At 64.7% G+C, this 13,486-nt stretch carries 12 protein-coding genes; 9 read left to right on the top strand and 3 right to left on the bottom strand.

Features of this window, described 5'->3' with window-relative positions; translation table 11 throughout:
* Window positions 1-73: 73 nt before the first annotated feature.
* The 8 genes from RJ527_05055 (at window position 74) to RJ527_05020 (ending at window position 10,793) form a co-directional block, all read left to right on the top strand.
* Entirely contained in the window at window positions 74-3,415 is a 3,342-nt protein-coding gene (locus tag RJ527_05055; GenBank protein ID WND77115.1) for an Ig-like domain-containing protein, read from the top strand.
* Between the two features lie 182 nt (window positions 3,416-3,597).
* Window positions 3,598-4,452, top strand: coding sequence for a phytanoyl-CoA dioxygenase family protein (locus RJ527_05050; protein WND77114.1), 855 nt, complete (start codon window positions 3,598-3,600; stop codon window positions 4,450-4,452).
* A gap of 106 nt (window positions 4,453-4,558) precedes the next feature.
* Window positions 4,559-5,797 (top strand): CaiB/BaiF CoA-transferase family protein, encoded by a 1,239-nt coding sequence (locus tag RJ527_05045; GenBank protein WND77113.1) that lies wholly within the window; start codon window positions 4,559-4,561, stop codon window positions 5,795-5,797.
* A 17-nt stretch (window positions 5,798-5,814) separates the two neighbouring features.
* On the top strand, window positions 5,815-7,017 hold the full coding sequence (acdA, locus tag RJ527_05040; protein WND77112.1) for a 3-sulfinopropanoyl-CoA desulfinase: 1,203 nt from the start codon (window positions 5,815-5,817) through the stop codon (window positions 7,015-7,017).
* Window positions 7,018-7,114: 97 nt separating this feature from the next.
* Window positions 7,115-7,513 carry a peptide-methionine (R)-S-oxide reductase MsrB gene (gene msrB / locus RJ527_05035; GenBank protein WND77111.1) on the top strand — a complete coding sequence of 133 codons (399 nt, stop codon included), beginning with the start codon at window positions 7,115-7,117 and terminating at the stop codon, window positions 7,511-7,513.
* Window positions 7,514-7,702: 189 nt separating this feature from the next.
* Complete coding sequence (locus tag RJ527_05030; protein ID WND77110.1) at window positions 7,703-8,806, top strand: GNAT family N-acetyltransferase/peptidase C39 family protein; 1,104 nt, start codon at window positions 7,703-7,705, stop codon at window positions 8,804-8,806.
* Window positions 8,806-10,290: a RimK family protein gene (locus RJ527_05025; protein ID WND77109.1), complete on the top strand. Its 1,485-nt coding sequence runs from the start codon at window positions 8,806-8,808 to the stop codon at window positions 10,288-10,290. Before RJ527_05030 ends, RJ527_05025 begins: the two co-directional genes overlap by 1 nt.
* 80 nt (window positions 10,291-10,370) lie before the next feature.
* Window positions 10,371-10,793, top strand: a complete 423-nt coding sequence (locus RJ527_05020; protein ID WND77108.1) for a nucleoside deaminase — start codon at window positions 10,371-10,373, stop codon at window positions 10,791-10,793.
* A 147-nt stretch (window positions 10,794-10,940) separates the two neighbouring features.
* Here RJ527_05020 and RJ527_05015 read toward each other — a convergent pair whose 3' ends face one another.
* The 3 genes from RJ527_05015 to RJ527_05005 all read right to left on the bottom strand — a co-directional run bounded on the left by RJ527_05015 (window position 10,941) and on the right by RJ527_05005 (window position 12,922).
* A complete protein-coding gene (locus tag RJ527_05015) occupies window positions 10,941-11,723 on the bottom strand; it encodes a glutathione S-transferase family protein (GenBank protein WND77107.1) in 783 nt (260 codons plus the stop codon).
* 34 nt (window positions 11,724-11,757) lie between these two features.
* Entirely contained in the window at window positions 11,758-12,195 is a 438-nt protein-coding gene (locus RJ527_05010) for a CBS domain-containing protein (GenBank protein ID WND77106.1), read from the bottom strand.
* A gap of 103 nt (window positions 12,196-12,298) precedes the next feature.
* Window positions 12,299-12,922, bottom strand: a complete 624-nt coding sequence (locus tag RJ527_05005; protein WND77105.1) for a glutathione S-transferase family protein — start codon at window positions 12,920-12,922, stop codon at window positions 12,299-12,301.
* 51 nt (window positions 12,923-12,973) lie between these two features.
* Between RJ527_05005 and RJ527_05000 the strand changes: the two genes are divergently transcribed.
* Window positions 12,974-13,471, top strand: coding sequence for an ankyrin repeat domain-containing protein (locus RJ527_05000; protein WND77104.1), 498 nt, complete (start codon window positions 12,974-12,976; stop codon window positions 13,469-13,471).
* The last annotated feature ends 15 nt before the right edge of the window (window positions 13,472-13,486 follow it).

Here is a 13,486-nt window from a genome sequence, read left to right as displayed (position 1 = left end):
CGAATTTCTACCATGGCGGCGGCGCATTCGCGCCGGGCGCGTCCCCGCATGACGACTGGAATCGAGCACACCCATGTTTCTTTTCAAATTGTTCGCTGCCCTTATCGCGAAATTCTCCCCGCCGGCCCCGCCCGCGCCGCCGCAACCGCCATACGGCGGCAACGGCGATGACGTGATCGTCGGCGGCAACGGCCGCGACAAAATTGTGGGCCGCGGCGGGGACGATACGCTCGACGGCGCCGGCGGCGACGACAGGATTTATGGCGGCAACGGCGACGACGTGATCGAGGGCGGGTCTGGAAACGACCATGTCCACGGCGACCACGGCGACGACACCGTGTCCGGCGGGTCGGGCAACGACCATGTCGACGGCGGCAGCGGCAATGACGTGCTGTCCGGCGGCACCGGCAACGACCATATCGACGGCGGCAGCGGCGACGACGACATCGACGGCGGCGACGGCCGGGATCTGGTTCATGCCGGCAGCGGCGACGACGTGGTCGACGGCGGCAGCGGCGACGACCACCTGCACGGCGGCAGCGGCGACGACGTCATCAATGGCGGCAGCGGCCGGGACTTCATCGACGGCGACAAGGGTGACGACATCCTGTCCGGCGGTGCGGGCAGCGATCATGTCAAAGGCGGCAAGGGCGACGACACCGCCGTCTACGTGATGGGCGACAACGCCGGCAGCCGCGACACCTACGAAGGCGGTAAGGGCGTGGATACCTTGCGCCTGGACCTGACCCAGGCCGAATGGCTGCGCGCCGACGTGCAGCAGGACGTCCGCGATTATCTGGACTTCATCGACGATCACACGGGCCGCCGGGGCGAAGCCGACGGCAAATGGTTCACGTTCTCCGCCTTCGGCCTGAAGGCCAAGGAATTCGAGAACCTGAAAATCGTCGTCGACGGGGTCGAGATCGATCCCGCCGACCAGGGCGTGACGGCGAACGACGACGTTTTCGTGACGGCGGGCGAGGATGCCGCCGTGTCCGGCTCTGTCCTGGCGAACGATCTGGTGCCAGATCTGGTGGCCTCGGTCGCGCTGGTCAGCGGCCCGGCTCAGGGCGATCTGACCTTCAATGCCGACGGCACCTTCACCTATGATCCGGGCCAGGCGTTCAATCACCTGGGCGCCGGCGAAACGGCGACGCAGACCTTCACCTATCGCGTCACCGACGCGGACGGCGATTCGGACGAAGGCCTGGTCACCCTCACCATCACCGGCACCAACGATGGTCCCGTGGCCGCCGCCGACGTGATCGCGAACGGGGTCGAGGATACGGCCCTGGTGATTTCCGCGGGCGATCTTCTTGCCAACGACACGGACGCGGACGCCAACGACGTGCTGACCATCGCCGCCCTCGGCAACCCCCAGGGCGGCACGGTCGCCCTGAACGCGAACGGCGACGTGGTGTTCACGCCCGCCGCGAACCATTCCGGCCCGGCCGGGTTCACCTATACCGTCGTTGACGGTTCGGGCGCCCAGTCCACCGCCACCGTCACCTTCGAGATAGAGGCCTCCGCCGATCAGCCGGTCCTGACGGTTCAGGGCGTGTCCGGTCAGGCGGGCCAGCCCCTGGCGCTCGACATCGCCGCCGCCTTGACCGACACGGACGGTTCGGAAGTTCTCAGCCTGACCCTGTCCGGCTTGCCGGCCGGAAGCCTGCTGTCGGCGGGCACGGCGAACGCCAACGGCACCTTCACCCTGGCCCCTGGCGACCTTGCCGGGCTGATGCTGACCCCGCCCACGGGCGTTTCCGGCGACGTCACGGTCCAGGTCACGGCGACCGCCACGGAACAGTCCAACGGCGCCAGTGCCGCCGTCACCGCGGCCTTCGTTCTGACCCTGCCGGACGCCAATCAGGCGCCGTCGGATATCGCGCTCGACGCCTCACCCGTACGCGAGAACGAGCCGGGTTGGGTCGTCGGGACGCTCAGCGTGACCGACCCCGACGCCGGCGACAGTCATACGCTTGCGGTCAGTGACGCGCGGTTCGAAATCGTCGCCGGGCAACTGAAGCTGAAGGACGGCGTCACGCTCGACTTCGAGACGACGCCTTCGGTTTCCGTCGAGGTCACGGCGACCGACGCGGGCGGCCTCAGCCGCACGGAAACCTTCGTCGTCACGGTCGAGGACGTGCCCGACACGGCGACCCAGGGCGGCGATCTGCTGATCGGGTCGTCGGTCGACGACGCCATCGACGGGCTTGGCGGCGACGACACGATCTACGGGCTCGGCGGCAATGACGAATTGATCGGCGGCGCCGGGGACAATTTCCTCGACGGCGGTGACGGCGACGACATCCTGCGCGGCGGCAACGGCGCGAACACGGTGCTGGCCGGGGCCGGCAACGACGAGATATTCCTGGGCGACGGCGACAATTACGTCGACGGCGGTGACGGCGACGACGTTGTCGAAGCCGGGGAATTCGGAAACGGCGACAACGAGCTGATCGGCGGCGCCGGCAATGACGATCTTTCCGCCGGCGACGGCGACAACCGCGTGTTCGCGGGGATCGGCAACGACGTGGTCGACCTGGGCGACGGCGACAATTACGTCGAGGGCGGCGACGGCGACGATGAGATTCTGATCGGCGACGGCGACAACGTGATCCATGGCGGGGCCGGTAACGACCTGATCGACGGGCTGAACGGCGAGAACACGATCCATGGTGACGACGGCGACGATCTTGTCATCGTCGATGACGGCGACAACCGCATCTTCGGCGGCGCCGGCAACGACGATCTGGATGCCGGCGACGGCGACAATTACATCGACGGCGGCGATGGCAACGACATCATCATCGTCGGTAACGGCGACAACGAAATTTACGGCGGCGCCGGGGACGACGACATCGAAACCGGGTACGGCGAAAATTACATCGACGCCGGTGACGGCGACGATTTCGTGACCCTGGACGACGGCGGCGCCATCGTGTTCGGCGGCGCCGGCAACGACGACATCTGGGCCTATGGCGGCGACAACGTGATCGACGCGGGCGACGGCGACGACATCGTGGAAACGGGCGACGGCGACGACACGATCACCGGCGGCCTGGGCCAGGACATCCTGATCGGCGGCGAGGGGCGGGACGTGTTCATCTACCGCTCGGCGGATGAATCGGGCACCGGGGCGGCCCTGCGCGACGTGATCGAGGACTTCGACGCCGGCGGTGCCGGGAATTCCGTCGATATTCTCGATTTTTCGGGCTTCGTGACCGGCGTGTTCGCCTTCCTGGGCGACGAAACCCACGGCTTCGACGGCGGCGGCAACACCCAGGCGCGGTTCAACGATCAGACCAAGATCCTGGAAATCGATGCCGACGGGGATGCCCAGGTCGACATGGAAATCGAACTGACGGATACCGATGGCGCCGCGCTCGACGACAGCGACTTCAACGTCACCTGATCCGCTGACACCTGATTCGCCGCCGCCCTTGCATTAGGATTCCTTGGGCAGGCGTTAAGCAAATCTCGCTTGCGGCACAGGCGCGGTTGGGGCCCAATCATGGGCTGGGACTGGTCGAAACAGGCTGGCCCGCGTAGAATTCCGAAAAACCGGAACATCCGCACGATCCTTGGGAGGACTCCATGCCGAAACTGTTGTCGGAACAACAGGTCACTCAATTCCGCGAGGACGGCTACGTCGCGCCGGTGCCGATCATGTCGGCGGACGAGGCGCTGTCCTACCGCCGCCGCTTCGAAGCCTACGAGACGGCTCAGGGCGGCTGGTACGAACTGTCCAAGGGACAGAAGCTCTACCTGTTGCAGACCTGGGCGGCGGAACTGGTGTCCCATCCGAAAATTCTCGACGCGGTCGAGGACGTGCTCGGCCCGGATATCCTGGCCTGGGGCTGCTCGCTGTTCGTCAAGGACGCGCACGACCCGGGTTTCGTGTCCTGGCATCAGGACGCGACCTATTGGGGCCTGTCCAAGCCCGATGTGCTGACCGCCTGGGTCGCGCTGTCGCCGGCGACCGTGGAAGCGGGCTGCATGAAGGTCCTGCCCGGCAGCCACAAATGGAACCAGGTCGACCACCGCGACACCCTGGACAAGAACAACCTTCTGACCCGCGGCCAGGAACTGGCGGTCGAGGTCAACGAGGACGAGGCGGCCTACATGCCGCTCAACCCCGGCGAGGTTTCGCTGCATCACGTGCTGATTGCCCATGCCTCCACGCCCAATGTCACGGACGACCGGCGCATCGGCTTCGCCATCCGCTACATCCGTCCCGACGTGTCGCAGATCAACGCCGACAAGGACTGCGCCTGGCTGGTCCGCGGCACCGACACCCACGGCAACTTCATCCATGAAACCCCGCCCGACGCGGACATGGACGAAGCGGCGTTGGCCGAATACGCGCGCATCATGAAGCTGCGCCAGAGCATCCTGTACAAGGGTGTTCAGGGCAAGCCGGCCCACACGGACCTGACCGCGGCCGGCTAACCGCCGGTTTAGCGTTTCATTTTGGCCGCGCGGTCTTTGCCTGGGCAGATCGGGGGTGTAGCATGCGTCTCCTTCATGTCCCGCCCGCATCCCAACGGAAACATCCATGACCGAAACCACCACCCGACCCGCCGGCCCTTTGGCGGGAATCCGCATCCTCGACATGACCCGCATCCTGGCGGGGCCGACCTGTGCCCAGTTGCTGGGCGATCTGGGCGCCGACGTGATCAAGATCGAGCGCCCCGGCGTCGGTGACGACACGCGCAGCTGGGGGCCGCCGTTCCTGACGGCCGAAGACGGCGGGGACCTGGATGAAAGCGCCTATTACCTGGCGGTCAACCGCAACAAGCGCTCGGTCACGGTCGATTTCTCCCGGCCCGAGGGCGTCGCCCTGATCAAGCGGCTTCTGAAGCATTGCGACGTGATGGCGCATAACCTGAAGGTCGGCGGGCTGGAGAAATTCGGCCTCGGCTATGCCGACCTGAAGGACGAGTTCCCCGGCCTGGTCTACTGCCACATTTCCGGCTTCGGCGAGACGGGGCCCTACGCCAAGCGGCCCGGCTACGACGCCCTGGCCCAGGCCATGGGCGGGATCATGTCCCTGACCGGCAGCCCGGATGGGGAGCCGGTGCGCGTCGGCGTCGGCATTTCCGACATCATGTGCGGCATGTACGCCTCGACCGCGATCCTGGCCGCACTCCGCCACCGCGACAAGACGGGCCAGGGCCAGAACATCGACCTGGGCCTGCTCGACACCACCGTGGCCTGGGCGTCCAACGAGGCGCTGAACTATTTCACCTCGGGCGACCTGCCCAAGCGGCGCGGCAACCAGCACGCCAACATCGTGCCCTATCAGGTATTCCCGACCAAGGACGGCTATTTCTATCTGGCCGCCGGCAACGACGGGCAGTATTCCCGGTTCTGCGAGTTCGCGGGCGTGCCCGAACTGGCGACCGATCCGCGTTATGACACCAATCCGAAGCGGCTGGTCAACCGGGACGAACTGGTCGCCAAGCTGGAACAGGTCACGCCGAACAAGACCACCCAGGAATGGATCGAGGGCCTGGAACAGCGCAATGTGCCCGCCGCCCCGGTCTATAATCTGGAACAGACCTTCAACGATCCGCAGATCCAGCATCGCGAGATGAAGATCGAAATGGACCAGCCGCTCGCCAAGGGCGGCAAGGTGGCGCTTCTGGGCAACCCCATCAAGCTGTCGGAAACGCCCGTTTCCTACCGCCGCCCACCGCCGACCCTGGGCCAGCACACGGACGAGGTCCTGGCCGAGCTTCTGGAACTGAGCGACGAAGACCGCGCCAAGCTGCGTGACGACGGACTGATTTAACAAAGAGGGATTCCGCCATGTTCGACCTGACCGACGACCAGAAAGACTTGCGCGCCAAGGCCCGTGCCCTCGCCGAGGGCGCGGTGGCCGACCGCGCCGCCGAGGTCGACCGTACCGAGGAATATCCCTGGGACAACGTTGCGCTGCTGAAGGACGCCGGCTTCATGGGCATGACGATCCCCGAAGCCTACGGCGGGCAGGGCCGGTCGTTCCTGGACGCCGTTCTGGTGGTCGAGGAAATGGCCAAGCAGTGCGGCGTTACCGGCCGCATCGTGGTCGAGGCCAACATGGGCGCCATTTCCGCCGTCATGCGCTACGGCTCCGAGGAACAGAAGAAGCTTTGCGCTGAACATGTGCTGGCCGGCGACAAACCCGCCATCTGCATCACCGAACCCAATGCCGGCAGCGCCGCCACCGACATGACGACCCGCGCCGACAAGGTCGGCGACAAATACATCATCAACGGCACCAAGCACTGGATCACCGGCGGCGGCGTGTCCAAGGTTCACCTGATCTTCGCCCGCGTGTTCGAAAACGGCGAGGAACAGGGCATCGGCGGCTTCCTCGCGATCCGCAACGAGCATCCGGGCCTGATCATCGGCACGCGGGAACCGGCCATGGGGCTGCGCGGCATCCCGGAATGCCAGGTTCATTTCAAGGACCTGGAAGTTCCTGAATCCATGGCCGTGATCCCGCCCCAGGGCATCCGCCGCGGCTTCGCGGGCCTGATGACGGCCTACAACTCGCAGCGCGTGGGCGCCGGCACGGTGGCCTTGGGCATCGCCCAGGGGGCCTACGAAAAGGCCTTGGCTTACGCCCAGGAACGCGAACAGTTCGGCCGCCCCATCGCCGAATTTCAGGGCCTGCAATGGATGCTGGTCGACATGTCGACCCAGATCACGGCGGCGCAGACGCTGATCTACCGCGCCGCCGCCAGCGCCGAGACGGACCAAAGCGGTTTCCCCGACATGACCCTGGCCGCCCAGGCCAAGATCTTCACCTCGGAAATGGCCATCAAGGTGACGTCGGAGGCGCTTCAGGTGTTCGGTGCCATGGGCTATTCCCGCAACCTGCCCATGGAACGCATGTACCGCGACGCCCGCATGTTCACCATCGGCGGCGGCACCGCACAGGTCCTGCGCAACATGGTGGCGACCCAGATTTTGGGCCGCAAACTGCCGCAGACCCGCGACGGTTATCAGAAGCTGGCGGAAAAGTAGGGTAGCCACCTTCCGGTAAACTTCCCGCGAGGGGCCTCGTCAGGGGGCGTGGCCGTCCTATATGATCGGTCAGGACCTTAATTGGTGGAAACGTAAGATGACCGGCAAGATCGAGAAATCCGACGCCGAATGGCGCCAGCAACTGACCGACGAGCAGTATAAGGTGACCCGCCTGAAGGGCACCGAGCGCGCGTTCACCGGCAAGTACCATGACGAGAAGGCGCCGGGCACCTATGTCTGCGTCTGTTGCGGCGAGCCGCTGTTTTCATCCGACACCAAGTTCGACAGCGGCACCGGCTGGCCCAGCTATTATCAGCCGGTCAGCAAGGACGCCGTGGCCGAGCACGAGGACGTCAGCTTCTTCATGCGCCGGGTCGAGGTCGTGTGTTCCAAATGCGACGCCCATCTGGGCCACGTGTTCCCGGACGGGCCGGAGCCGACGGGTCTGCGCTATTGCATCAACTCGGCATCCCTGGCCCTGAAGCCCGAGGAATAGCCCCCGCGCCCCCTGGTTTCGAGGGGGCTGCCGCGCGCGCACCGCATGGCGGGAATCGACGACGGCTTATAGCCAAGAGCCGACTTTTGAGGTACCTGTTCGGGCGTAATACCGTGCGCGGAATGTCGCCGGCCCGGGCCCGGCCCTCCGCTGATTTGTATGTCCCTTGAAAGTCGCGCAGGTTCCACCGTGATCCGCAACGCCACCTTGGAAGATGTTCCGGTCCTCGCGGACCTGGAGCAGCAGTGCTTCGACACCGACAGGCTGTCGCCGCGCAACTTCCGTTACCTGCTGACGCGCGGTAACGCGTCCCTCATCGTCGACGAGGTGGACGGCGCCATTGCCGGTTACAGTCTTGTGCTGTTCCACCGCAACACGTCGATGACGCGCCTCTATTCGTTTGCCGTCCTGCCCACCCACCAGCGCGGCGGCATCGCCCGCGTGTTGTTGGCCCAGTCGGAAAAAATCGCCCTGGAAAAGGGCTTCGTGATGATGCGGCTGGAAGTGCGGCGGGACAACGCGCGCGCCCTCGCGTTTTACGAAAAGGCCGGCTACCGCGCCTTTTCGACCTATCCGGACTATTACGAGGATCACGTCGACGCGGTGCGCATGGAAAAGGCGCTGGCGCCGCATCTTTCGGCCGACGACGCGCTTGTTCCCTATTATGCCCAGACCCTGGAATTCACCTGTGGCCCGGCCTGCCTGATGATGGCCATGAAGGCCCAGGAGCCGGATCTGGTGCTCGACCGGACGTTCGAACTGCGCCTGTGGCGCGAGTCGACCACCATCTTCATGACGTCGGGCCACGGCGGCTGCGGACCCTACGGCCTGGCGCTGTCCGCCTGGAAGCGGGGGTTCACCGTCGAGATGTTCGTCAGCGAGGACGGGGCGATGTTCGCCAATGGCGTGCGTAACGAGGAGAAGAAGGAAGTCATCCGTCTGGTCCAGGCCGATTTCATCGAGGAAATCGGCAGGACCGGCGTGCGCGTCAAGCATGCGCCGCCCGCGCTCGCGGACCTGCGCCGCCGGTTCGAAAAGGGTCATGTCCCCATCGTTCTGATCAGCGCCTATCGCCTGACGGGCTACAAGGCGCCGCACTGGATGGCCATCACCGGCTTCGACGACCGTTTCGTCTATGTCCACGAACCCTATGTCGATACCGACGAGGGAGAGACCGAAACGGTCTGTTTCGGTATTCCCATCCGTCTCGAGGAGTTCGACCGCATGATGCGCTACGGCGGGTCAAAGCAATATGCGGTGGTTGTCATCGGCCCGAAAAAGAGGAGCGCCTGATGGCCCGCAGCGTCATTGTCGTCGACCGCCTTTCCGATTGGCGCTGGAATCAGGAGGGCCTGAACATCCAGACGGTCGACGCCTTCATCGCCGAAAAGCGCACGCCGAACAAACGGCCGCTCCGCGTCATCAACCTGTGCCGCCGCTACAAGTATCTGTCGGCGGGGTATTACTGCTCGCTGCTGTCGGAATCCCGCGGCGACCTGCCCATGCCGACGGTGGTCGACATCATCGATTTGGACAAGCGGGGGTCCTACGCCTATGCGGTCCCCGATCTGGAACGCATCCTGCAGGCGACGATGAAGCGGCTGGCCAGCCCGCCCACGACCGGGTTCGCACTGCATGTGTTTTTCGGGCGGCCCGACGATGCGCGGTTCCGCCGGCTTGCCGCCGAAGTCTTCGATGCCTTCCGCTATCCGATCCTGGAAATCCAGATCGTGCGCGACAAGCGCTGGCGGATTCAGGCGATCCATCCGCTCGGCATCAACAAGATCAACGACGACCTGGCCGCCGTGTTCGAGGATGCGCTGCGTACCTATGTCCGGGTGCCCGCGTCGCAACGCAAGAGCCGCCCGTCGGCGCTTTACGAACTGGCGGTTCTGGTCGATCCCAACGAACGGTTGGCGCCGTCGGACGAGGTGGCGCTGAAACGCCTGGCCAAGGCCGGGGCGGATCAGCGGGTCGAGGTCGAATTCATCACCGCCAAGGACATCCAGCGCATCCCCGAATTCGACGCCTTGTTCATCCGCGAGACGACGGCCCTGAACCACCATACCTTCCGCTTTTCCCGCAAGGCCGAGGTCGAAGGCATTCCGGTGATCGACGATCCGCGCTCGATCCTGCGCTGCACCAACAAGGTCTACCTGTCGGAAGCATTGAAGGCGGCCAACGTGCCGACGCCGCGCACGGAACTGCTCAACCGGTCGACCTTCAACGACAAGCGTCTGGCCGAAATCGAAGCCATGATGGGCTATCCCGTGGTTCTGAAAATTCCCGACGGCGCCTTTTCCCGCGGGGTCGAAAAGGCCGAGAACCGGGAGGATTTCCTGCGCCATGCGGAGGGCCTGTTCGAACGCTCCCGCGTGATCCTGGCCCAGGAATACATGTACACGCCCTACGACTGGCGGATCGGCCTGATCGGGGGGGAGCCCCTGTTTGCCTGCCAGTACTTCATGTCGCGCTCCCACTGGCAGATCTACCGTCATGTCGACAGCGAAAAATCGGTCTCCGGCGCCTGGGAAACCATGCCGATCGACGCGGCCCCGCCCGTGGTGGTCGAGACCGCGCGCCGCGCCGCCGCCCTGATCGGCGACGGGCTCTACGGCGTGGACCTGAAGGAAACAGAGGCCGGCGTGTTCGTGATCGAGGTCAACGACAACCCCAACATCGACGGCGGGGTCGAGGACAAGGTTCTGAAGGGCGCCCTTTACGAGCGCGTGATTCAGGAATTCACCCGCCGCATCGACAAGGCCCGAAGCGGCTGATCGTGCCGCCGGGGGTGCACGGGTGCCGACGTCTGAAAAACGGAGAGTGATGGGCGATGGCCGCGGATGACATCAAGTTCATGGACGAGGCCTATCGCCTCGCCGAAAAAAGCTTCGATGAGGGCGGTCTGCCGATCGGCTCGGTCCTGGTCAGGGACGGTGCGGTCATCGGCAGGGGCCACAACCAGCGGATTCAGAAGGACAGCGCGATCCTTCACGGCGAAATGGATTGCATTCAAAATGCCGGGCGGCAGAAAAGCTACCGGGACACCACGCTCTATACGACCCTATCGCCCTGCATGATGTGTTCCGGAACCATCGTGCAGTTCAAGATTCCCCGCGTCGTTATCGGGGAGAACATCAATTTCGGCGGCAACGAGAAATTCCTCCGCGATCATGGCGTCGAGGTCGAAATTCTTGGCCACCAATCCTGTATTGAGCTCATGGCGCGGCTGAAGCGCGAGCGCCCAACAGATTGGGATGAGGATATTGGGGAAGGCTAAGAGGTGGGAAATGCGACGCTTCAGAAAACCGACGGTGATGTCAGCAATCACCGCGACGCAATGAAAGCACCCTGCATGTCTCCGCGGTTTTCGTCGGCATATTGTTGGCCTTCGCCGTCATCATGACGTGTTTTTGACCCACCGGGGCTACGCCGCCGGCGGCATCCATCCAGACCAGCACTGGTCGTTGAACGGCTCCATATGCGCGGCCTTGTAGGCGGGGCGGGCCTTGACCGCCGCCCACCACTTGGCGGCATGGGGCCGCTTTTCCGCCGACACCTCTTCCGGCGCCAGTTCCTCCGTGCGGATGACGTAGGGCGCGGCGGCGATATCGGCCAGGGAATAGGCGTCGCCGGTGACGAAGCCGGTGGCTTTGATCCGCGCCTCGATGCGATCCATCATGTCGCGCAGGATGTTCAGCGCCGCCTCCAGTTCCTCCGCCGTGTAGGGATCGCGGGCCATGCGGTACCACACATGCTTGCGGTTGGCGGTCGGGATGGCGGCCAGGCGTTTTTCCAGCTCTTCGTCGGACCATTCGCGGGCCATGGGGTGGAAATGGTGCATCCAGTTGTGTTTCTGGATCGCCGGCAGGCAGGTGTCGTCGATGTACTTTCCCCACAGCCGCATGTCGTGCAGCAGCATCGGGTCCGTCGGCCGCAGCGGCGGCGTGGGATAGGCCTCGTCCAGGTATTCGTTGATGAAGTTGCTTTCGACCAGCGGGCGGCCGTCGACCATCAGCGCCGGCACGATGCCCGACGGGTTCAACTTCTTGTACCAGTCGGCATGGTGTTCGAACTTGTTGAGGTCGACGATCTTGGCTTCGAACGTCAGGCCCTTTTCGTGAAGGCACATGCGCACCTTGCGCGATGCGGAGGATGCCCAGGCATGATAAAGCACCAGGTCCTGCCCTGGCGTGGTCGTGGTGGTCATGGTGTTCTGCTGGTCCTTATGGTTGGAAGGGTCGTCAGGCGGTCATGCCGGTGATGTAGTCGCGCATGGCGGCGGCGTCGGATTCGATTTCGTCCATGCGTTCCTTGACCACGTCGCCGATGGAAATCAGGCCCGTCATCTTGCCGTTTTCGGCCACCGGCAGGTGGCGGATGCGGCGCTGGGTCATCATGCTCATCAGAACGTTGATGCGGTCGTCCGGTTTGCAGGTGATGACGTTGGCGGTCATGGCCTCGGTCACCGGACGGTCGAGGGCGCCGGGGCCGTCCGTGCCGATCATGCGCACGATGTCGCGTTCCGACAGGATGCCCTTGATGGTGCTGCCGTCGTCGGACACGACGATGGCGCCGATCCGCGCCTGCGCCAAGGTGCGCGCGGCTTCGCCGATGGTGGCGCCGGTGGGGATGGTGGTGACGGCGCTGCCCTTGCGTTCGAGGATGTGTTTCACGTTCATGGATGCGTCTCCCGTCTGCTCGCCCGGCCGTTGGCCGGGGCGGTTTCCGCCCAGTATAGCGTAAATTAGACGGATCAGATACGCGGCAAGGCGCAGGGGTCGGTCAGGCGAAATCGCGTTGTGTGATGGGCACGTATCCGGGAAGGTCGCGGAACCGGCCGATCCAGGCCGTGACGTTGGGATAGGCGTCCAGGTCATAGCCGCCCTCGGGCGCCACGTGGGTGTAGCCGTAGAGTGCTATGTCGGCGATGGTCGGGCGATCCCCGACCAGCCAGGGGCCGTTCGCGAGGCCTTGTTCCAGGACGCCCAGCGCCGCATGGCCCTGATCCAGCTTGGCCGGCAATTGCGCCTGTTGTATCTCGGTCAGCGGCGTGTCCTGTTCGGTCAGCCAGAACCGGCGCACGGCGATGGAGGGTTCCAGCGTGTATTGTTCGAAGAACATCCATTGCAGAACCTTGGCGCGGTCCCAGGGATCGTCGGGCAGGAACGGCGTGCCTTGGGCCAGGAAATTCAGGATCGCTCCCGATTCCGACAGGCAGCGGCCGTCTTCCATCTCCAGCACCGGAATGCGGCCGTTGGCGTTGAATTTTCCCAGGAAATCGGGCGTGCGGGTTTCTCCCTTGGTGATGTCGTACTCGACCAGGGTGAAGGGACGGCCGAGGAAGCGCAGCATCAGCCGGCACTTGTAGCCATTGCCCGAAGGCAGAAAATCGTGGAGCGTGACCATGGGTGAAGCCTATCCGGGGTCCTCGGCCCGCGCAATTGAAGAAGAGGCGTCATGCGCAGATCGATCATCCTCACATGTCTCGTTGCCGCCTTAGGGGCGGTGGATGTGCCGCGATCGGCCCGGGCGGCGGACCTGCCGGGGACCGTGACGACCCTCGATCTGGTGCGCGCCGCCGCCGCGGGCGATGTGGACCGGCTGACCCAACTGTTACAGGCGGGGGCCGACCCCAACGTGGTCGGCACGGACTGGCGGGCACCTCTTCACCACGCGGTGCTGCTGGGGCGGTTCGACATGGTGGCCGTACTGGTCCGCGCCGGGGCGCGGGTCGGCTGGCGGGACGCGGACAAGGTCACGCCCCTGATCCTGGCGGCCCACGGCAATTATCCCGCGATTGCCGAATATCTGATTCTGGCCGGGGCGGACCCCCTGGTCACGGACCGCTGGGGACGCAGGGCGCTGGACTACGCGCTGATGAGGGGTAAGAATGATGCCGTCGCCCGGATGTTGCGCCGGGCGGAAACTAACCGGCCCTTCCATAAAAACAAATAAATGGGCCGTATCGGT

It is taken from the genome of Thalassospiraceae bacterium LMO-SO8 (assembly GCA_031655335.1).
GTDB lineage: Bacteria > Pseudomonadota > Alphaproteobacteria > Rhodospirillales > Casp-alpha2 > UBA1479.
Note: the sequence above shows the minus strand (reverse complement) of the source record. Positions and strands in the feature narration are given on the sequence as shown.

Excerpts from the sequence above, each read along its gene's own strand:
- RJ527_05020 (WND77108.1), top strand. The coding sequence starts at position 10,371 with ATGGACGAGGCCTATCGCCTCGCCGAAAAAAGCTTCGATGAGGGCGGT.
- RJ527_05025 (WND77109.1), top strand. The coding sequence starts at position 8,806 with ATGGCCCGCAGCGTCATTGTCGTCGACCGCCTTTCCGATTGGCGCTGG.
- msrB (WND77111.1), top strand. The coding sequence starts at position 7,115 with ATGACCGGCAAGATCGAGAAATCCGACGCCGAATGGCGCCAGCAACTG.
- RJ527_05000 (WND77104.1), top strand. The coding sequence starts at position 12,974 with ATGCGCAGATCGATCATCCTCACATGTCTCGTTGCCGCCTTAGGGGCG.
- RJ527_05015 (WND77107.1), bottom strand. The coding sequence starts at position 11,723 with ATGACCACCACGACCACGCCAGGGCAGGACCTGGTGCTTTATCATGCC.
- RJ527_05045 (WND77113.1), top strand. The coding sequence starts at position 4,559 with ATGACCGAAACCACCACCCGACCCGCCGGCCCTTTGGCGGGAATCCGC.
- RJ527_05010 (WND77106.1), bottom strand. The coding sequence starts at position 12,195 with ATGAACGTGAAACACATCCTCGAACGCAAGGGCAGCGCCGTCACCACC.
- acdA (WND77112.1), top strand. The coding sequence starts at position 5,815 with ATGTTCGACCTGACCGACGACCAGAAAGACTTGCGCGCCAAGGCCCGT.
- RJ527_05050 (WND77114.1), top strand. The coding sequence starts at position 3,598 with ATGCCGAAACTGTTGTCGGAACAACAGGTCACTCAATTCCGCGAGGAC.
- RJ527_05005 (WND77105.1), bottom strand. The coding sequence starts at position 12,922 with ATGGTCACGCTCCACGATTTTCTGCCTTCGGGCAATGGCTACAAGTGC.
- RJ527_05055 (WND77115.1), top strand. The coding sequence starts at position 74 with ATGTTTCTTTTCAAATTGTTCGCTGCCCTTATCGCGAAATTCTCCCCG.